20 protein-coding genes and 3 pseudogenes are annotated in these 16,898 nt (G+C 70.6%); 16 read left to right on the plus strand and 7 right to left on the minus strand.

Going from position 1 to position 16,898, the window contains the following annotated elements; genetic code table 11:
* Positions 1 to 2: 2 nt before the first annotated feature.
* Positions 3 to 191, minus strand: a pseudogene (locus ACIQFZ_RS10220) (VOC family protein); the annotation flags it as partial.
* A gap of 88 nt (positions 192 to 279) precedes the next feature.
* On the opposite strand from ACIQFZ_RS10220, the gene ACIQFZ_RS10225 reads away from it, so the two are divergent.
* The 3 genes from ACIQFZ_RS10225 to ACIQFZ_RS10235 are packed head-to-tail and all read left to right on the plus strand — an operon-like array spanning position 280 to position 2,721.
* Complete coding sequence (locus ACIQFZ_RS10225; RefSeq protein ID WP_376606932.1) at positions 280 to 837, plus strand: pyridoxamine 5'-phosphate oxidase family protein; 558 nt, start codon at positions 280 to 282, stop codon at positions 835 to 837.
* 26 nt (positions 838 to 863) lie between these two features.
* On the plus strand, positions 864 to 2,237 hold the full coding sequence (locus tag ACIQFZ_RS10230) for an amidase (RefSeq protein ID WP_402691030.1): 1,374 nt from the start codon (positions 864 to 866) through the stop codon (positions 2,235 to 2,237).
* A complete protein-coding gene (locus tag ACIQFZ_RS10235) occupies positions 2,209 to 2,721 on the plus strand; it encodes a hypothetical protein (RefSeq protein WP_402691031.1) in 513 nt (170 codons plus the stop codon). The genes ACIQFZ_RS10230 and ACIQFZ_RS10235 overlap by 29 nt, the downstream gene beginning before the upstream one ends.
* An 88-nt stretch (positions 2,722 to 2,809) precedes the next feature.
* Here ACIQFZ_RS10235 and ACIQFZ_RS10240 read toward each other — a convergent pair whose 3' ends face one another.
* Entirely contained in the window at positions 2,810 to 3,679 is an 870-nt protein-coding gene (locus tag ACIQFZ_RS10240; protein WP_402691032.1) for an alpha/beta fold hydrolase, read from the minus strand.
* Between the two features lie 284 nt (positions 3,680 to 3,963).
* Between ACIQFZ_RS10240 and ACIQFZ_RS10245 the strand changes: the two genes are divergently transcribed.
* Complete coding sequence (locus tag ACIQFZ_RS10245) at positions 3,964 to 4,449, plus strand: carboxymuconolactone decarboxylase family protein (protein WP_383061158.1); 486 nt, start codon at positions 3,964 to 3,966, stop codon at positions 4,447 to 4,449.
* 129 nt (positions 4,450 to 4,578) lie between these two features.
* On the opposite strand, the gene arsM is transcribed toward ACIQFZ_RS10245, so the two are convergent.
* Complete coding sequence (arsM, locus tag ACIQFZ_RS10250) at positions 4,579 to 5,382, minus strand: arsenite methyltransferase (protein WP_402691033.1); 804 nt, start codon at positions 5,380 to 5,382, stop codon at positions 4,579 to 4,581.
* Between the two features lie 106 nt (positions 5,383 to 5,488).
* Between arsM and ACIQFZ_RS10255 the strand changes: the two genes are divergently transcribed.
* The 5 genes from ACIQFZ_RS10255 to ACIQFZ_RS10275 all read left to right on the plus strand — a co-directional run bounded on the left by ACIQFZ_RS10255 (position 5,489) and on the right by ACIQFZ_RS10275 (position 9,253).
* Positions 5,489 to 5,860, plus strand: coding sequence for a metalloregulator ArsR/SmtB family transcription factor (locus ACIQFZ_RS10255; RefSeq protein ID WP_365429967.1), 372 nt, complete (start codon positions 5,489 to 5,491; stop codon positions 5,858 to 5,860).
* Positions 5,857 to 6,591 carry an aquaporin gene (locus ACIQFZ_RS10260; protein WP_383061162.1) on the plus strand — a complete coding sequence of 245 codons (735 nt, stop codon included), beginning with the start codon at positions 5,857 to 5,859 and terminating at the stop codon, positions 6,589 to 6,591. The genes ACIQFZ_RS10255 and ACIQFZ_RS10260 overlap by 4 nt, the downstream gene beginning before the upstream one ends.
* A gap of 61 nt (positions 6,592 to 6,652) precedes the next feature.
* A complete protein-coding gene (locus tag ACIQFZ_RS10265; protein ID WP_402691034.1) occupies positions 6,653 to 7,075 on the plus strand; it encodes an arsenate reductase ArsC in 423 nt (140 codons plus the stop codon).
* Positions 7,072 to 7,581 (plus strand): GNAT family N-acetyltransferase, encoded by a 510-nt coding sequence (locus ACIQFZ_RS10270; protein ID WP_402691035.1) that lies wholly within the window; start codon positions 7,072 to 7,074, stop codon positions 7,579 to 7,581. The genes ACIQFZ_RS10265 and ACIQFZ_RS10270 overlap by 4 nt, the downstream gene beginning before the upstream one ends.
* A 196-nt stretch (positions 7,582 to 7,777) precedes the next feature.
* Positions 7,778 to 9,253 carry a multicopper oxidase family protein gene (locus ACIQFZ_RS10275; RefSeq protein WP_402691036.1) on the plus strand — a complete coding sequence of 492 codons (1,476 nt, stop codon included), beginning with the start codon at positions 7,778 to 7,780 and terminating at the stop codon, positions 9,251 to 9,253.
* A 22-nt stretch (positions 9,254 to 9,275) separates the two neighbouring features.
* On the opposite strand, the gene ACIQFZ_RS10280 is transcribed toward ACIQFZ_RS10275, so the two are convergent.
* Both ACIQFZ_RS10280 and ACIQFZ_RS10285 read right to left on the minus strand, forming a co-directional pair.
* Complete coding sequence (locus ACIQFZ_RS10280) at positions 9,276 to 10,379, minus strand: barstar family protein (protein WP_402691087.1); 1,104 nt, start codon at positions 10,377 to 10,379, stop codon at positions 9,276 to 9,278.
* A 112-nt stretch (positions 10,380 to 10,491) separates the two neighbouring features.
* A complete protein-coding gene (locus ACIQFZ_RS10285; protein ID WP_402691037.1) occupies positions 10,492 to 11,145 on the minus strand; it encodes a hypothetical protein in 654 nt (217 codons plus the stop codon).
* Between the two features lie 65 nt (positions 11,146 to 11,210).
* On the opposite strand from ACIQFZ_RS10285, the pseudogene ACIQFZ_RS10290 reads away from it, so the two are divergent.
* From ACIQFZ_RS10290 to ACIQFZ_RS10300, 3 genes and pseudogenes are all read left to right on the plus strand, one after another.
* A pseudogene (locus ACIQFZ_RS10290) lies at positions 11,211 to 11,321 on the plus strand (restriction endonuclease); the annotation flags it as partial.
* Positions 11,322 to 11,495: pseudogene (locus tag ACIQFZ_RS10295) on the plus strand (restriction endonuclease); the annotation flags it as partial.
* 80 nt (positions 11,496 to 11,575) lie between these two features.
* Positions 11,576 to 12,394, plus strand: a complete 819-nt coding sequence (locus tag ACIQFZ_RS10300; RefSeq protein ID WP_383061171.1) for an isocitrate lyase/phosphoenolpyruvate mutase family protein — start codon at positions 11,576 to 11,578, stop codon at positions 12,392 to 12,394.
* Positions 12,395 to 12,616: 222 nt separating this feature from the next.
* Here ACIQFZ_RS10300 and ACIQFZ_RS10305 read toward each other — a convergent pair whose 3' ends face one another.
* Complete coding sequence (locus ACIQFZ_RS10305; protein WP_383061173.1) at positions 12,617 to 13,258, minus strand: superoxide dismutase; 642 nt, start codon at positions 13,256 to 13,258, stop codon at positions 12,617 to 12,619.
* A 248-nt stretch (positions 13,259 to 13,506) separates the two neighbouring features.
* Between ACIQFZ_RS10305 and ACIQFZ_RS10310 the strand changes: the two genes are divergently transcribed.
* The 3 genes from ACIQFZ_RS10310 (at position 13,507) to ACIQFZ_RS10320 (ending at position 15,307) form a co-directional block, all read left to right on the plus strand.
* The gene (locus tag ACIQFZ_RS10310) at positions 13,507 to 13,809 is read left to right on the plus strand and encodes a hypothetical protein (protein WP_383061174.1); all 303 of its coding nucleotides are present in this window, start codon (positions 13,507 to 13,509) and stop codon (positions 13,807 to 13,809) included.
* Between the two features lie 148 nt (positions 13,810 to 13,957).
* Positions 13,958 to 14,128 carry a 50S ribosomal protein L32 gene (gene rpmF / locus ACIQFZ_RS10315; protein WP_141367375.1) on the plus strand — a complete coding sequence of 57 codons (171 nt, stop codon included), beginning with the start codon at positions 13,958 to 13,960 and terminating at the stop codon, positions 14,126 to 14,128.
* A 6-nt stretch (positions 14,129 to 14,134) separates the two neighbouring features.
* Positions 14,135 to 15,307 (plus strand): GTP-binding protein, encoded by a 1,173-nt coding sequence (locus ACIQFZ_RS10320; RefSeq protein WP_402691038.1) that lies wholly within the window; start codon positions 14,135 to 14,137, stop codon positions 15,305 to 15,307.
* A 34-nt stretch (positions 15,308 to 15,341) separates the two neighbouring features.
* On the opposite strand, the gene ACIQFZ_RS10325 is transcribed toward ACIQFZ_RS10320, so the two are convergent.
* Positions 15,342 to 15,566, minus strand: coding sequence for a YozE family protein (locus ACIQFZ_RS10325; RefSeq protein ID WP_376651492.1), 225 nt, complete (start codon positions 15,564 to 15,566; stop codon positions 15,342 to 15,344).
* Positions 15,567 to 15,816: 250 nt separating this feature from the next.
* On the opposite strand from ACIQFZ_RS10325, the gene ACIQFZ_RS10330 reads away from it, so the two are divergent.
* The gene (locus tag ACIQFZ_RS10330) at positions 15,817 to 16,896 is read left to right on the plus strand and encodes a Dyp-type peroxidase (protein WP_365431667.1); all 1,080 of its coding nucleotides are present in this window, start codon (positions 15,817 to 15,819) and stop codon (positions 16,894 to 16,896) included.
* Positions 16,897 to 16,898: the final 2 nt, after the last annotated feature.

Below are 16,898 nucleotides of genomic sequence, written 5' to 3' on the forward strand. Positions count from 1 at the left end.
TGTCAGTCGTCGGTGCGCGCCCGCTCGCCCTTGAGCAGACCCGTCGCCTGGCCCACCTCGATGAGGTAGCCGTCCGGATCGCGCAGGTAGCAGCGCAACTCGGCGCGACGGTCGACGGGCGGGGTGAGGAACTCCGCTCCCTTCGCGACCGCCGCGTCGTAGAAGCGGCGGATGTCGGCCACCCGCACGTTCACCCGATCGCGCGGCACCCGCACGCCGAGGAGCGATGATTTCGGCGCGGGCCGCCGGTCGTTATGGGTGAGGGAAAGGAGTTCCGCCATGCCGACACAGGGAACCTCAAAGCAACCCACGACCGAGTTCGACGCCCGCTACAGCTCCGCACTCAATCCCCGCCCGGGCGCCACGGAGGTCACCGCCACCGAATGGGCCGAGGCCCAGCGGCTGCTGAAGTCCGCCGAGATCTTCTGGGTGTCCACGGTGCGGCCCGACGGCCGGCTGCACGTCACTCCCGTGATCGCCGCCTGGCACGACGGGGTGCTGTACTTCTCCACCGGCCCGGGGGAACAGAAGGCGAGGAATCTCGCTCATGACGCGCACTGCGCTCTGACGACCGGGGGAAACTCGCTCACCGAAGGGCTCGACCTCGTGGTCGAGGGCACGGCGGAACAGGTTGCCGATCCGGCGCTGCTGGAGGAGGTGATCGCCGCGTACGAGGCCAAGTACGGGCCGCACATCACCTCCCCCGAGGGCACCTTCCACGGGATCGGGGACGCGTTCCGGAAGGGCGACGCAGTGGTGTTCGCGGTGGCTCCGGGCACGGCGTACGGCTTCGGCCGGGACGGCGGGGTGTACACCCATACGCGGTGGAGGTTCTGAGCAAGCCTGAGCAAGAAAGGACGCAGGTGATCGGCACCAGCGAGTACGCGGATCTGTCCGCCCTGGACATCGCCCGTCATGTGCGGCACGGCGACATGACGGCCGTCGACGTCGTCGAGGCCGCCTTGGCCCGGATCACCGAAGTCGACGATGACATAAGGGCGTTCACCGAGGTCTGGGCCGAGCAGGCGCTCGCTCACGCGGCCGATGTCGACGCGCGGCTCGCCCGCGGCGCCGTACTGCCTCTCGCGGGTGTGCCGATCGGCGTCAAGGCGAGCGAGGGCCCCGGCTCCTACCAGAACACCCGGCTGGTGGCCGCCGGATGCGTGCCGGTGGGTGCGACCTCGGTGCCGCGTACCAGCCGTGGCTGGCAGACCTACGGGCACACGGACCGGGGTCCCACCCTCAACCCGCTCGATCCGGGGTGGTCGCCCGGCGGCTCGTCCGCGGGTTCGGCGGCCGCGGTCGCCGCCGGACTCGTCCCTCTCGCCAGTGGATCCGACGGTGCCGGATCGGTGCGCATTCCCGCCGCGTGGTGCGGCATCGTCGGCTTCAAGCCCACCAATGGCCTGCTCCCGGCCCGTGATCGGGCGGGTTTGAACTCGCCCGGCGTGCTGGTGGGCGACCCTCGCGACGCCCTCGCCCATCTCGACGCGATGACCGAGTCGCCGGTGCCGGCCGTCCGCTCCACGTACCCGCTCCCAGCGGTCTGGTCGGCCACTTTGGGATACGCGGACACCGATCCGGCGGTCGCCGCCGTCGCCCGCCGCTCGGCGGAAAGCCTCGCCGAGGCCGGACTGATCACCCTGGCCGAAGACTCCGACCTGAAACTCGTCGACCCCGCCCCCGCCTGGACGGCCCTCCGCGCGGGGGCGCCTTCCTCGACCGAGGATGTCAGCAGGGTCGTCACCACCAACGAGGAGCGACTGCGCGACTGCTTCCGGCGAGCCGACCTCGTCCTCACACCCACCACGCCCCACCCCCCGCACGGCCACGACGGGCCAGGAACGCGGATGAGCGTCGCCCTGACCTGGGCGTTCAACCTCAGCGGTCATCCGGCGCTCAGCCTTCCGGCAGGGATCACGCCCCAGGGGGCGCCCGTCGGTCTCCACCTCGTCGCCCGCCACCACGAGGAGCGACAGCTCCTCGACGTCGCCGACCGCGCCACCCGGCTTGGCGCCGTCCCCCGGTCGCTCGGGGGTGGTTTCGGTGCCCGAGCCGGTGCCGCGGCGTTGTCAGAGGGTGGTGGCACAGTGACGGACAACGATCGAGAGGCGTGGAGGGGCGATGGGGGATTTCTTCGAGCGGATCGTCGATGTCGAGGTGACCGGCGAGGAGGCCGGGCCGCTCGCGGATCGGATGGTCGATTGGATGGTCACCGAGGGTCTGATCACGCGTGAGACGTCCGGCGACGGGGTGTACAGCCTGAACGTGGATGAGGGCTATGTGCCGGGCCCGAACTGGGCGCGGGCCGTCGCCGACTCCTCGGACCCGGACTGGCCACCGGGCCCGGTGGCCGTGATCGTCGGACGCGACCACCACTGCGGGGGTCAGGGGGTGGACGACGCGGAGTACGCCGTCTGCCCCCGGTGCGAGACCAAGACCGTGATCATCCGCTATCCCGAGGAGTTCGAGGCGGACGAGGAGGTCTGGCGGCCGTTCAGGGACGGCATCGCCGCCTGGAAGGACACGGGTGAGGGCAGTGCCCCCTGCTCCGCCTGCGGTACTTCGGTCCCGGTCACCGAGTGGCGGTGGGAGTCCAATTTCGCGGTGGGCGCCCTCGCCTTCGACTTCTGGGGGTGGCCGCCGCTCTCCGCCGGCTTCTGCGCGGAGTTCGGCCGGCGGCTGGGGCACCGAACGGCGGAGCAGATGGGCAAGTTCTGAAACGACCCCCGAACTCTTCGCGCCGGCCACACCCGTTGCCTCCCTCCGACCCGTTGGCGGTCGCACCGGGGCGCAGGGAGGACGATCGTCAGCGAGCGGCGTCGAGGACCTCGCGCAACCTGCGCGCGAAGTCCTCGGGCTTACCGGCGTAGCCGGACTCGCCGCCGAGGAAGCCACCGTGGTGGCTGGGGAACACCGTCGCCTGCTGACCGAGCAGTTCGGCCGCCGCCTCCGAGGTACGTCCGGTGAAGGTGTCGAGGGTCTCCTCACCGACGGCGATCAGGACCCGCGTCGGCGCCGAGTTCAGGGCGTCGATGCAGGGTCGGTAACCGCTGACCGCCCACGACCGGTCGGAGAGCAGCGGGTCGTCACGGGAGCCGTCGTCCTCGGTCGGCATCCCGAACGCGGCGGGATCCGGGGCGGGTTGGGCGAAGTAGTCGTCGGTGAACTCGCCCCGCCACGAGGTCATCGCGATGAACGCCGCCATACCGGCACCCCAGCCCTTGTCCTCGTACGCCTGCCGGACGGCGGCCCGGGCGCGCTCGGCGGCCACGGCGTCGGGAAGCACCGGGATGAGCGGCGGCTCGTGCGCCACCAGGGTGGTCACGTCGTCGGGGTACGCCGCCACGAGGGCGAGCGCGGTCACGGCGCCGCCGCTGCTCGCGAACATCTCGACCGGGCCCGTTCCGAGCGCCTCGATCACGGCGTGCACGTCGGCGGCCTGATGCTCGGGCGCGTGGTCGACCCGGCCGTCCTTGCGGGTGCTGCGGCCGAGACCGCGCGGGTCGTAGGTGACCACGGTGCGGTCGGGGAAGTGCGACGCCAGGGCACGAAAGCCGCCGGCGTCCATGGGCTGGCCGATCATGACCAGCGGCGGGCGTCCGTCGGCGGTCGGCAGCGGGCCGTGGACGTCGTAGGCGAGGTCGGCTTCGGGAGTCCGGAGGATCTGAGTCGTCATGAACGTTGGACCCCCGCGACGTCCAGAACTCATCGCACCCCGCGCACCTTGACCTGTGCCGGCCGCAGCGCCGTGCATCGCTGCGCTCGCTCTTCACCGGCTGCTCCCGTCTGTTCGCTTCCGACGACGCCAGGCGCACAAGACACCGGCCCGCGCGGCTTTGTGACACCCATGAGTGGTGGCACACGTCACACCGACGCTCCGTCACAAAGAGCGGGTCGCCGGCATCTCGTGTTCGTCCAGCGCAACACGACGAGTGATGAGTGACGAGTGAGGACGACATCATGAACGCTCGGTTCAACCTGTTCGAGAACGAGATCGGCGCCAAGTTCGCCAAGCGGTTCGCAGGCGCCGGCCTGGTGGTCCAGCAGTCTCCGCTGCCGAGGTCCACACAGGAGCTGGTGGCGCTGCGCGCCAGCCAGATCAACGGCTGCGGTTGGTGCATCGACATGCACACCAAGGAGGCGGCGGCCGCCGGTGAGACCGCCGTACGGCTCCACCTGGTCGCCGCCTGGCGCGAGTCCACCGTGTTCACCGAAGCCGAGCGGGCCGCCCTGGCGCTCGCCGAAGAGGGAACCCGGCTCGCCGACGCCCACCAGGGCGCGTCCGACGAGACCTGGGCCCAGGTGCGCAAGCATTACGACGACGACCAGATCGCCGCGCTGGTCTCCCTGGTCGCCCTGATCAACGCGGCCAACCGGCTCGCCGTGATCGTGCACCAGCAGGGCGGTTCCTACGAGCCCGGCATGTTCGCCGCCGCGTTCGACTGAGCTGCGGCCCCATGGGGCCCGGCCCGGGATCATCCGATCCGGGGCCGGGCCCACTGAGGTCCCGGGGCGGCGCGGTGCCGGTCCGAGTCGCCTCCACCCCGGTCGTCACCTGTCGACCCGGGGCGCCGCTCAGGCGGAGGTGTCGGTCAGCGTCGGCTTGGTGGCGCGGATGGTCGCGGAGTGCATGCCGTCCGCGACCGGGTGGGTCGGGGTGATCTCGATGCCGGTGAAGCCGGCGGCCTCCAGGCCCGCTCGGTATTCGGCGAAGGACAGTGCGCCGGCGATGCAGCCGGCGTAGTCGCCGCGTTCGGCGCGCTGCTCGGGTGTGAGGGCGTCGTCGGCGACGACGTCGAAGACGCCGATGCGGCCGCCCCGCTTCAGGACGCGGAAGGTCTCGGCGAAGACGGCCGGCTTGTCGACGGACAGGTTGATGACGCAGTTGGAGATCACGACGTCGATGGTGTGCGCGGGCAGCGGGATCGCCTCGATGGTGCCCTTGAGGAACTCGACGTTGGTCGCGCCGGCCCTCTCCGCGTTGGCGAGGGCCAGGGCGAGCATCTCCTCGGTCATGTCGAGGCCGTACGCCTTGCCGGTGGGGCCGACTCGGCGGGCGGAGAGCAGGACGTCGATGCCGCCTCCGGAGCCGAGGTCGAGAACGCGCTCGCCCTCGCGCAACTCGGCGACGGCGGTGGGGTTGCCGCAGCCGAGGGAGGCGGCGACGGCCTCGGTAGGCAGGGCGTCGCGTTCGTCGGCGGCGTAGAGGGCGGCGCCGAAGTTCTCGTCGACCTCGACGGGCTGCGGTCCGCAGCAGGCGGTGGCGCCCTCGGTGACCTTCGCGGCCGCCGCGGCGTAGCGCAGACGGACGGTTTCGCGCAGGTGGGTGGGCTCGTGCAGGGGGGTGGTTCCGTGCAGGGTGGCGGGCTGCTCGCTCATGACTTCACTCCCGGGTGACGGGGCATGACGATGCCCCGGAGCGCCTTGCATTGACGTTTATTGATGCAAGGTTGCGCCCTGAATCGAAAAACGTCAACATAGAGGCATGTCGAAACAAGGGCTTGAGGTGATCGGCCAGGACGCCGGCTGCTGCCGGGGCCTGGCCGCCGCGCCACTGGACGAGGAGCGGGCCGCGGAGCTGGCGAAGGTGTTCAAGGCCCTCGGAGACCCGGTCCGGCTGCGGTTGCTGTCGATGATCGCCTCGCGCGAGGGCGGAGAGGTGTGCGTGTGCGAGATGACGCCCGCCTTCGAGCTGTCCCAGCCGACGATCTCCCACCACCTCAAGCAGCTGCGCCAGGCCGGACTCATCGACTGCGAACGCCGCGGGACCTGGGTCTACTACTGGGTGCTGCCGGGCGCGCTGGACCAGCTCGCCGCCTTCCTGAACGCTCCCCGGACCGCGGAGGCCGGCGCGTGAGCGCGCTGCTCGGCCGGCGCGTCGCCGCCGAGGCCATCGGCACCGGGCTGCTCGTCGCGGTCGTCGTCGGCTCCGGCATCCAGGCCGCCGCCCTCTCCCCCGACGTGGGCGTGCAGTTGCTCGCCAACTCCCTCGCCACCTTCTTCGGCCTGGCCGTACTGATCGCCTTGTTCGGTCCGGTCTCCGGCGCGCACTTCAACCCCGCGGTCACGATCGCGGCGTGGTTCACGGGCCGCCGCAGGCCGGGTGGCCTCGCTCTGCGGGATGTCGCCGCGTACGTCCCGGCCCAGGTGGTGGGCGCGATCGGCGGGGCGGTGCTGGCCGACGCGATGTTCGCCAGGCCGCTGGTGAAGTTCTCCACCCACGACCGGTTCGCCGGTCATCTGTGGCTGGGCGAGGTCGTGGCGACCGCCGGGCTGATCGCCCTGATCTTCGGTCTGGAGCGCGTCGGCCGCTCGGCACTGGCTCCGGCCGCGGTGGCCTCGTACATCGGAGCCGCCTACTGGTTCACCTCCTCGACCTCGTTCGCGAACCCGGCCGTGACCGTGGGCCGGGCCTTCACCGACACCTTCGCCGGGATCGCGCCCGCCTCCGTCGCCCCGTTCATCGCGGCCCAGTTGCTCGGAGCCGGGCTCGGACTCGTCGTCGTGGCGGCGGTGTACGGCCGCCGGGCACCTGCCGCGGACCACGCCGCCGTCCCGCACGGCGAACCCGGACTCGCGTCCTCCTGACCACTCCCCCATCGAGCGCACCTCTTCCCGACCGTTCCCACCCTCGAGAAAGTCACCGGCCATGAGCACTCCCGCCCCGCGTCCCTCGGTGCTGTTCGTCTGCGTCCACAACGCCGGCCGCTCCCAGATGGGCGCCGCCTTCCTCACCCATCTCGCGGGCGACCGGGTCGAGGTCCGCTCGGCCGGCTCCGCGCCCGCCGACGCCGTCAATCCGGCCGTGGTCGAGGCGATGAAGGAAGTCGGCGTCGACATCTCCGCCCAGAAGCCGAAGGTCCTCACCACCGAGGCCGTGCGGTCCTCGGACGTGGTGATCACGATGGGCTGCGGGGACGCCTGCCCCGTCTTCCCGGGCAAGCGGTACCTGGACTGGCAACTGGACGATCCCGCCGGGCAGGGTGTCGAGGCGGTCCGGCCGATCCGGGCCGCCATCGAGCAGCGGGTGCGTGAACTGCTCGGCGAACTCGGCATCGCGGCCGCGGCATGACCGGCGCGCCCATGCCCGTCCACGTCGCACCGATGCGGCCGGAGCACGCCGAACAGGTCCTGGCGATCCACCGGCTGGGCATCGAGGAGGGCGACGCGACCTTCGAGACCGAGGCGCCGACCTGGGAGGCGTTCGACGCGGCGAAACTGCCCGACCACCGTCTGGTGGCCCTGGACGCGGACGGCCGGGTGCTGGGCTGGACCGCGGTCGTGCCGGTGTCCGACCGGTGCGCGTACGCGGGCGTGGTCGAGCACTCCGTCTACGTCCACCCCGCGGCGCGCCACCGAGGCGTCGGATCCGCGCTGCTCGACGCCCTCCTCGCCTCCACCGAGACCGCCGGGATCTGGACCGTGCAGTCGGGCATCTTCCCGGAGAACACGGCCAGCCTCGCCCTTCACCTGCGTGCCGGGTTCAGAGTCGTCGGCACCCGCGAGCGCATCGGCCGCCACCACGGCCGCTGGCGCGACGTCGTCCTCGTCGAACGCCGAAGCCCGACGGTGCGGTGACACTCCGGGCAGTCCCCCACCCCCGGCCGAGAGCGGGGGCTCGTACGACATAGAAGGCGAGACTGGGCGAGGGGGGCCGGATCCTCGATCTCGCTCGGCGCTTCCACGAAGGCGGACACTGGCCATGAACGGGGAGGATTCGAACCCCACACCTGCTATGGGCTTACTCGGGTCCTGACCAGGAAGGGAGCAGGCCGTGCAGATCACCCGTCGCGACGCCCTCAAGCTCGGTGGCCTGGCTCTGCTGGCCGGTGGCGCCGCAAAACCGGCCTCCGCCTCCACGGCGCCGTCCGCCTGGCCCGTTGCTCCGGGCAAGGCGGATTACACGGTGCGGATCGCCACCGGGCTCGTCGAGCTCGCGCCGGACACGATCGTGTCCACCACGACGTACAACGGGCAGTTCCCCGGCCCGCTGCTGCGGTTCACCGAAGGCCGCCCGGTCGTGGTCGACGTCCACAACGACACCGGCACTCCCGAACTGCTCCACTGGCACGGCCAGCGGGTTCCCGCCGAGGTGGACGGGGCGGCGGAGGAGGGCACCCCGTACCTCCCCGCGCACGGGATGCGGCGCCTGTCGTTCACGCCCGGACCGGCCGGTTTCCGCTTCTACCACACCCATGTGGCAGCGCATGACGACCTGAACCTGGGTACGTACACCGGTCAGGCAGGCCCGGTCCACATCGAGCCGAAGGCCCACCCCGGCGCCTACGACCAGGAGGTCTTCCTGGTGCTGAAGGAGTTCGGACCCGTCTTCAGCCAGGGCGGGGACATGGCCCAGAACTTCCTGGCCGGCTCCGAGGTGCCGAACCTGAAGCGCAGGGGTGAGAAGGCGATGGCCGGCTCACTGGCACGGGGGATGCCGCACGGCTACGAGGTCGGCTACACCGCGTTCAGTGTCAACGGCCGGAAACTGGGCCACGGCCCGCCGATCAAGGTCAGGTCCGGGCAGCGCGTGCTGTTCCACGTCCTCAACGCCAGCGCCACCGAGATCCGCAGCCTGGCCCTGCCCGGCCACACCTTCAACGTGGTCGCTCTCGACGGCAACCCGGTACCCCGCCCCGCCGACGTGCCGGTGCTGTGGATCGGCACCGCCGAACGTGTCTCGGCCCTGGTGGAGATGAACCATCCCGGTGTGTGGGTCCTGGGGGATCTGGCCGACGACGACCGGGAGAACGGCATGGGCACTGTGGTGGAGTACGCCGGCCGCGGCGGCTCCCCGCAATGGACCGCACCGCGCAAACCCACCTGGGACTACCGCGCCTTCGCCCGCGCGGGTGCCACCGCCCGGCGGCCCGACCACGCCTTCGACCTGCTGGTGGAGAAACGCAACGCCGCCGACAAGGGCTTCAACATCTGGACCCTCGACGGCGTGCCCTTCTCCATGGACACCGACAAGCCGGTGCTGGACATCGACCGCGGCGGCCGCTACCGGATGCGGTTCCGCAACGCCACCGACGACATCCACCCCCTCCACCTGCACCGCCACACCTTCGAAGTCACCCACATCGCCGGCACCCCGACCCACGGCCTGCACAAGGACGTCGTCATGCTCGGCGGCTACCAGACCCTCGACTTCGACTTCACCGCCGACCAGCCGGGCCTGTCCCTCTTCCACTGCCACCAGCAACTCCACATGGACTACGGCTTCATGACCCTGCTGCACTGCACCTGACCCGCGCCCTCACCATCGGCGATCAGACCAAGTCGACGCGCATCCCGCCCCTGGTCAGGCTGTCGAGCACTGCGGCGAACAGGTCGTACGGCTGTCCGTCCGGCGTCAGGGCGCGGGACAGGTGCTCGCGCGCGATCCCCGCATCCCGCCAGAGCAGCGTTCCCGGAGCGGTGTAGCCGAACATGCCGCGCAGGCAGTCGTCGAGGGCGGCCAGGCAGCCGCCGAAGTAGCCGCCCGACCCGTTCACGGCCTCCCCCAGGGCCAGGTAGAGCCCTGGAACGTCGGTGATGTGCCGGCCGTCGAGCTCGTACGCGCGACCGGCCGGCTGATCCCGGCGCGGGCGTCGGCAGGCCCGCTCCTGGACGACGTCCAGCCAGGCCACGCGCCGCCGGGTGTCGAGGCCGGTCCACGCACCGGGTGTCTCCGGCGGCCCGGCGAGCCATTGCACCCAGACCGGCCGGGCGTGTTCGGGTACGGGCGTGAAGAACCGGCCGTCCAGCTCCAAGTCGATCAAGTCCGCCTCGGATGCGGACGGGTAGAACGCGTCGACCTTGGTCCGCAGCAGCCGCTGGGCGAGCGGCTCGCCCCTGTCGTCCCGTATCTCCAGGGCGGCCTCCTCCAGGTCCAACACCCGCCGGGTCCCCGCCGTCAGTGCTCGCCGCAGTGCCTCACCCGGGACGAGGTCCCGCAGGACGAGCGAGGGTTCGACCCGTTCGGGCGGCAGGACACGGGCGAACTCCCGGCAGGTGCCAAGCCACCGGTGCTGGTCGTGCAGCCGGACGGAACCCCGGTGCCCGACGGGCGGACCCTCGTAGTCATCGAGACCGGTGAGCACGAGACCGTCCGCCCCGGGGTGTTGACCGAGGCTCTCGACGTCTTCGAGAAGCCAGGGCTCGAGGTCCTCGTCCTCTGGCACCAGCCATACCCGGCTGCCGGCCCAGCCGCGTACCTCGTCTCCTTCCGGAACCCAGCCGAAGAGTTCGTACATCCCGCGCCGGGGCTCCCCGAACAGTCCCTCCATCTCGGCGCAGACACCCCAGACCCGGCCGTGCTCCGAATCCGTCAGCGTGTACCGGGCCCGTCCCCGATGAAGTTCCTCCTCATGTTCCTCACTCACGGTGGTCATCATGCCCTGGCGAGAACTCCGTAGCCGCGGCCGGTGGATGCGACCACAAGTCCAACGGCCGCATCAAACTCGCTCCCGGGACATCAAGACCCTCTTCGCCCACCTGGACCAGTCACAGAACGCCGCCGAGCGCCAGGCTCACAAGCACCAGACCAAGGCTTACCGGCGTGCCCACCAGGGCCAGGAGCAGCGGGAGGAACGCGGCGAGCGCGGGGGATGCGGAGCCTGTGGGCTGCAGCCGGTTGCCCCACCCTCGCCCGACTTCCACACGCAACCGCTCGGCCGCCCGGCCGGAGACGAGAACGGGTGGGCCCGAGTGCTTCTTCAGAACCTCGCGCGCTGCGACATCAGGCGTTCCTTTTCCACCCGCGAGCTTGTCGACGATGATTCGGGTGCCGTGCACGTCCGTGAGGACGAGCCAGTCAGCGGTAGTACCGCGTCCGGCGATCTCCAGGCGGCCGACCTTCTTGAGCCGGGTGAGATCGACCGTACGTCGGCCGGTGAGCGTGCGGGCGGAGAGCAGGCCGCCCGCGTGCAGTCGTGCGTGCCAGCCCCCACTGACGCCGTACACCGCCATGGCACCGAGCGGGAGCGAGAACATCCCAAGCAGGCACAGCCCGTCGCCGACCAGACCGGCCCTCACGAGCATCGCCGGGACCACCACCAGAACGGGCGTGGTCAACCAAGCAAGCAGGTTGCCGATCCGCTGCTCCGGCCGCCCCTGTCCAGCGCATACGGATATCTCTTCGGCCGAGTCGGTCGTCATGCCCCGACGGTATCCAACTGCGAATCGGCCTCGCGGACTCCACTGAGTGTCAGGATTGCCTGGTGATGACCCACGTTGAGCTGCTGAGTGCCCTGTCCGGACTGCGGCAGGCGCAGATAGGCAACCGCCGGGCCCCACACCAACCCCTGCTGATGCTCTGGCCGTTCGGGAGGCTGTTGTACGTCGCCCGCAGCGCGGCGGGGCGGGCCATGGACGTCCTCCACGGTCAGCAGGCCGCAGCACCCCGGCCTGGCCGGCCCACGATCGCTTCCCAGTACCTCGACTGGCACGAGCAGCAGGTCTTCAAGCGTCCTGGCGCACAAGCGGCACAGGCCGGAGGAGCGGCGTAGGCCGGAGAAGCGGTGGAGCTGTCGACGTCGGTGTCGGTTTCCTGCCGGAGAACGGCCGGCCGGCGTGTTTGACTCCGTGCATGACCACCACGCAGTCGGCCAAAGTCCAGCTCTTCCGTTCTCTGCACACGCCCGGCGCGCCGCTCGCGCTCGCCAATGCCTGGGACGTCGCCAGTGCCCGAGTCATCGAGTCCGCGGGGGCCTCCGCGATCGCGACTACGAGTGCGGGCGTCGCCTGGTCGCTGGGCTCGCCGGACGGTGACGTCCTCGCCCGCGATCAAGCGCTGGGGTTGATTTCCCGCGTCGCCGCCGCGGTCGCGGTTCCGGTCACCGCCGACATCGAGGGCGGGTACGGGCAGGACGCGGCCGAGGTCGCCGAGACCATCACCGGGGTGCTCGCGGCGGGTGCTGTCGGCGTCAACATCGAGGACGGCACCCGAGCCCCGGACGAACTCGCGACGCGGCTGGCCGTCGCCCGACGGACCGCCGACCGCGCGGGCGTGGAGCTCTTCCTCAACGCCCGTGTCGACACGTACCTGTTGGGGCTCGGGGACCCGGACACCCGACTGGAGGAGACCCTGGCCCGGGCGCGCCGGTACGTGGACGCCGGCGCGGACGGCATCTTCGTTCCCGGCGTCACCGACACCGCCACGATCGCGGCGCTGGCCGAGGACATCTCCGTACCGTTGAACGTCATGGCCGGCCCCGGCGCCCCGAGCGTCGCCGAGCTGGGCGCCCTCGGCGTGGCCCGCGTCAGCCTCGGCCCGGGGGTGGCGCAGGCGGCGTACGCTGCGGCCCGCCGCGCCGCGCGGGAGCTCCTCGACACCGGTGGCTACGACTCCCTGTCCGGCGGCATCACCTTCCCGGAACTCAACGCGCTGCTCTCCGAGTCCCGTTGACAGCACCGTGTTCCGTACTCTGCGGCGATTGCTTCAGGGGAGGGACCATCCCCGTAGCGCGATCCGGAGCGCGGCCACAGGATCACGCGACGGTTGAGGGGACGCGGAAGTGCTCCCCCGGGCAGCGGGCCAGGGGGAGCACTTCGCTGTGCGCCTGCCGGTGAAGGGTGAGAAGACGATCACAAGCAGGACATCCGCGGGACTACGGCGTCACGGCGGTCGTCACGGCGCGAGCAGCAGGCTGTCGCCGCGCTCCTTGGCGGCCGCGTAGCGCCTCGCCACGTCCTGCCAGTTGACGACCCGCCACATCGCCTCGATGAAGTCCACCTTCTGGTTCTTGTACTGCAGGTAGAAGGCGTGCTCCCAGGCGTCGAACACGAGGATCGGGGTGGAGCCCTGTCCGACGTTGCCCTGGTGGTCGTAGACCTGCTCCACGATCAGACGGCCGCTCAGCGGCTCGTACGCCAGCACACCCCAGCCCGAACCCTGGGTCGTGGCCGCGGCCTTGGACAGCTGCGCCTTGAAGCCGGCGAAGGAGCCGAACGACTCGGTGATGGCGCCGGCCAGTTCCCCCACGCCGTCCCTCTCCAGCGGCTCACCACCGCCGTCGCCGGTCATGTTGTGCCAGTAGATGCTGTGCAGGATGTGCCCGGAGAGATGGAAGGCCAGATTCTTCTCCAGACCGTTGACCGAGCCCCACGACTCCTTGTCCCGCGCCTCGGCCAGCTGCTCCAGCGTGTCGTTGGCGCCCTTGACGTAGGCCGCGTGGTGCTTGTCGTGGTGCAGCTCGATGATCTCGGGGCTGATGACCGGGGCGAGCGCCGAATAGTCGTACGGGAGCTCCGGGAGCGTGTAGACCGCCATGTCCAACATCATCCTTCGAGTTATTGCGCATGGGTTGCAAGTGCACGATAGCAGCAATAAGGCGCCGAAGTGCTGACCTGGCAAGAGCTGCCGCAGCCCCTCGACCGGGCCGACCGCACACCCCAGCCGCCGTGACATTCCGCTCAGATGTGAACGAACCGCCCTATATTGACTTCAAGACTTCACGACGCACGGCCCGCGACAGCACCACCCGCCGGCCACCGAACGGCACCCCCCAGGAGCAGCGCATGAGCACCACCGCCGAACACCGCACCCACGACAGCCACGCCCACACGCACGGCGAGGGCTGCGGACACGTCGCCTTCCCGCACGGCGACCACGTCGACTACGTGCACGACGGACACCTCCACAAGGCCCACGACGGCCACGTCGACGAGTGCGTGACCGCCGGCCACACCACGCACGCCCACCACGACCACCAGCACGGCGAGGGCTGCGGGCATACGGCCGTGCCCCACGAGGACCACGTCGACTACGTGCACGACGGCCATCGCCACGCCGCCCATGAGGGGCACTGGGACGACCACTGACGCAGCCGGCAGACCTCAAGCGGCCGGGCGGCCTTCCGAGGGCACCCGGCCTCGGGCATCGCACCCCACAGCGAAATAGTAATGAGATTCGTTTTCATGTAGCCTCCTGGTTGCTCACCGAAGGTGACCACCGAACCAGGAGGACTCCATGGCCGTTCCCAAGCGGAAGATGTCCCGCAGCAACACCCGCCACCGCCGCGCCCAGTGGAAGGCGGCCACGCCGGCGCTCGTCCCGATCACCGTCGACGGCGTCGCGCACCTCGTGCCCCAACGGCTGGTGAAGGCCTACGAGCGCGGGCTGCTGCGCCCCGAGGGCTGATCGTCCATGCCTTCCGACCGACTCCCCGTCACCGTCCTGTCCGGCTTCCTCGGCGCGGGCAAGACAACCCTCCTCAACCATGTCCTGGGCAACCGCGAGGGACTGCGCGTCGCGGTCATCGTCAACGACATGAGCGAGGTCAACATCGACGCCGCCCTGGTGCGCGGCGGCGAGGCGGCCCTGTCACGCACCGAGGAACGCCTGGTCGAGTTGACCAACGGCTGCATCTGCTGCACCCTGCGCGACGACCTGCTCGAGGAGGTCGACCGGCTGGCCCGCGAGGGGCGCTTCGACTACCTGCTCATCGAGTCGTCCGGCATCTCCGAACCCCTGCCCGTGGCGGCGACGTTCGCCTTCGCCCGCGACGACGGCGCCACCCTGGCGGAGATCGCCCGCCTGGACACCATGGTCACGGTCGTCGACGCCGCCGGCTTCCTGCCCGAGCTGACCAGCGGCGACGAACTCGTCGAGCGCGGCCTGGACCAGTACGAGGACGACGAACGCACCGTCAGCGACCTGCTGATGGACCAGGTCGAGTTCGCGGATGTCATCGTGCTCAACAAACTCGACCTCGTCGACGAGGAGTCGGCGGACCGGCTGCGGGCGGCGCTCACCCGCCTCAATCCCGTGGCGCGCGTCGTCCCCGCCGTCCACGGCCGCGTGCGGACCGCAGACGTACTGGGCACCGGGCTGTTCGACCTGGAACGCGCCCAACAGGCCCCCGGCTGGGTGCGGGAGCTCAACGGCGACCACGTCCCCGAGACGGAGGAGTACGGGATCTCCTCGACCGTCTTCCGCGCCGAACTGCCGTTCCACCCCGGCCGGCTGTGGACGTTCGTGACCGAGAAGCTCGACAGCGGCGCGTTCGGCGAGGTTCTGCGCTCCAAGGGGTTCTTCACGCTGGCTGGGCGCCGGCAGGTGACGGGCCTGTGGTCACAGGCCGGCTCCGTCGCACGCTTCGAGCCTTCCGGCGCCCGCGACACCGACAGCCCGGAAGGCCAGGAACTGGTCTTCATCGGCACGCATCTTCGCGCGGACGCGCTGCACGCGGCGCTGGGCGACTGCCTCATGGCCGACGGTGAAGGCCTGCCGTCCGTCGACCCGTTCCCCGCCTGGGACACCTACGGCATCGACGACACCTGCGAGCACGAGCGCCCGGAACCCGTGGCGCACGTCTGAGGAGCGCACGTCTGAGGAGCGCAAGCCCGTGCCCTCAGTGGGAGTGAGGCTGGCGCTGGAACTCGTTCCAGGCGTGGCGCAAGGTGTCGATCACCTCCGGAGCGGCCCCGCGGCTCTCCAGATACTCCCGGTACGTCTCGACGGTGGCCGCCGCGGGCCAGTGGGGGTCGTTCGCGACGGCGCGGGCGAAGGACCCCAGACGGTTCAGCTCGTCGATGTGACTCTTGAGCCACCGTGTGAAGTCGGCTGTGTCGTTCATGGCATGTCTTCTCACAGAAGGAACGCCCACTGGTCCTCACCTGGCCGTCCGCCCCGCCGGCTCCCGTTTCTCCAGACTCCCACGAGCACGCGGCAAGTCAAACCGGTCGTCGGGCGTCCCCTGGAGAGGCTCGCCTCGCCGCTCGTACGTATGCGGCCGGCGGCCCGCCGAGGGCGCGGTGGCGGGTGCCGGGCTTGCGCCATACGGTGAACAGGTGCCCGCCCGTGACCGTCAGGAAGGGGCGCGCTGCATGTGCGCACACTCCCAGGACCCGGAGCCCCAACCCGTGCTGTCCCCGCTGACGGGTGCGGCGATCTTCCTGGTCGTGACCATCGACCGGGGCGGCGAGCCGGTCGTACGGGACATGCTGTCCGAACTGAACGGGCTCCAGCGGGCGGTCGGTTTCCGGGCGACGCCGGACGGGAAACTGAGCGTGGTCGTGGGCATCGGTTCGGAGGCATGGGACCGCCTGTTCGCGGGCCCGCGTCCGGCGGAGCTCCATCGTTTCCGCGAGCTGGACGGAGCCCGGCACCGGGCGGTCTCGACCCCCGGCGACCTGCTGTTCCACATCCGCGCGGCCCGCCCGGACCTCTGCTTCGCGTTGGCCGCCGAGATCATGGAACGGATCCGCAGCGTCGTCACCGTGCGTGACGAGGTGCATGGGTTCAAGTACTTCGACGTGCGTGACCTGCTCGGTTTCGTGGACGGCACGGAGAACCCGACGGGCCGGGCGGCGAACACGGCGGTCCTGATCGGCGACGAGGACCCGGAGTTCGCCGGGGGCAGCTACGTGATCGTGCAGAAGTACGTGCACGATCTGGAGGCGTGGAACGCCCTGCCGGTGGAGGCGCAGGAGATGGTGATCGGGCGCAGGAAGCTGTCCGACGTCGAACTGGACGACGCGATCAAGCCGGCCGACTCGCACGTGGCGCTGACCACCATCGAGGACCCGGACGGGGCGAAGCACGAGATCCTGCGCGACAACATGCCCTTCGGGACCGTGGGGCAGGGCGAGTTCGGTACGTACTTCATCGGTTACGCCCGTACTCCGGCCGTGATCGAGCGGATGCTGGAGCGCATGTTCCTGGGCGACCCGCCGGCCGCCCACGACCGGATCCTGGACTTCTCCACCGCGGTGACCGGGTCGCTGTTCTCCGTGCCCACCAGTGACTTCCTCGACGACCTCCCCGATGCGCCGGCCGCGCGCGAGGGTCGCGAGGGTGAGGAGGGCGAGGAGGGCGGCGGTGTCGAGGAGGCCGAGCCCGTGCCGGCGGCGGTCCAGCCGCCGGCCGTGGACGGCTCGCTGGGGATCGGCGATCTGAGGATGTGACA

The sequence above is a fragment of the Streptomyces sp. NPDC093064 genome (assembly GCF_044754605.1).
Taxonomy (GTDB): domain Bacteria; phylum Actinomycetota; class Actinomycetes; order Streptomycetales; family Streptomycetaceae; genus Streptomyces.

What these genes read in the sequence shown, in the direction of transcription:
- ACIQFZ_RS10240 (WP_402691032.1), bottom strand. Translation starts at nt 3,679, where the DNA reads ATGACGACTCAGATCCTCCGGACTCCCGAAGCCGACCTCGCCTACGAC.
- arsM (WP_402691033.1), bottom strand. Translation starts at nt 5,382, where the DNA reads ATGAGCGAGCAGCCCGCCACCCTGCACGGAACCACCCCCCTGCACGAG.
- ACIQFZ_RS10300 (WP_383061171.1), top strand. Translation starts at nt 11,576, where the DNA reads ATGACCACCACGCAGTCGGCCAAAGTCCAGCTCTTCCGTTCTCTGCAC.
- ACIQFZ_RS10245 (WP_383061158.1), top strand. Translation starts at nt 3,964, where the DNA reads ATGAACGCTCGGTTCAACCTGTTCGAGAACGAGATCGGCGCCAAGTTC.
- ACIQFZ_RS10255 (WP_365429967.1), top strand. Translation starts at nt 5,489, where the DNA reads ATGTCGAAACAAGGGCTTGAGGTGATCGGCCAGGACGCCGGCTGCTGC.
- ACIQFZ_RS10280 (WP_402691087.1), bottom strand. Translation starts at nt 10,379, where the DNA reads ATGACCACCGTGAGTGAGGAACATGAGGAGGAACTTCATCGGGGACGG.
- ACIQFZ_RS10270 (WP_402691035.1), top strand. Translation starts at nt 7,072, where the DNA reads ATGACCGGCGCGCCCATGCCCGTCCACGTCGCACCGATGCGGCCGGAG.
- ACIQFZ_RS10225 (WP_376606932.1), top strand. Translation starts at nt 280, where the DNA reads ATGCCGACACAGGGAACCTCAAAGCAACCCACGACCGAGTTCGACGCC.
- ACIQFZ_RS10325 (WP_376651492.1), bottom strand. Translation starts at nt 15,566, where the DNA reads ATGAACGACACAGCCGACTTCACACGGTGGCTCAAGAGTCACATCGAC.
- ACIQFZ_RS10235 (WP_402691031.1), top strand. Translation starts at nt 2,209, where the DNA reads ATGGTCACCGAGGGTCTGATCACGCGTGAGACGTCCGGCGACGGGGTG.
- ACIQFZ_RS10330 (WP_365431667.1), top strand. Translation starts at nt 15,817, where the DNA reads ATGTGCGCACACTCCCAGGACCCGGAGCCCCAACCCGTGCTGTCCCCG.
- ACIQFZ_RS10265 (WP_402691034.1), top strand. Translation starts at nt 6,653, where the DNA reads ATGAGCACTCCCGCCCCGCGTCCCTCGGTGCTGTTCGTCTGCGTCCAC.
- ACIQFZ_RS10310 (WP_383061174.1), top strand. Translation starts at nt 13,507, where the DNA reads ATGAGCACCACCGCCGAACACCGCACCCACGACAGCCACGCCCACACG.
- ACIQFZ_RS10305 (WP_383061173.1), bottom strand. Translation starts at nt 13,258, where the DNA reads ATGGCGGTCTACACGCTCCCGGAGCTCCCGTACGACTATTCGGCGCTC.
- rpmF (WP_141367375.1), top strand. Translation starts at nt 13,958, where the DNA reads ATGGCCGTTCCCAAGCGGAAGATGTCCCGCAGCAACACCCGCCACCGC.
- ACIQFZ_RS10285 (WP_402691037.1), bottom strand. Translation starts at nt 11,145, where the DNA reads ATGACGACCGACTCGGCCGAAGAGATATCCGTATGCGCTGGACAGGGG.
- ACIQFZ_RS10320 (WP_402691038.1), top strand. Translation starts at nt 14,135, where the DNA reads ATGCCTTCCGACCGACTCCCCGTCACCGTCCTGTCCGGCTTCCTCGGC.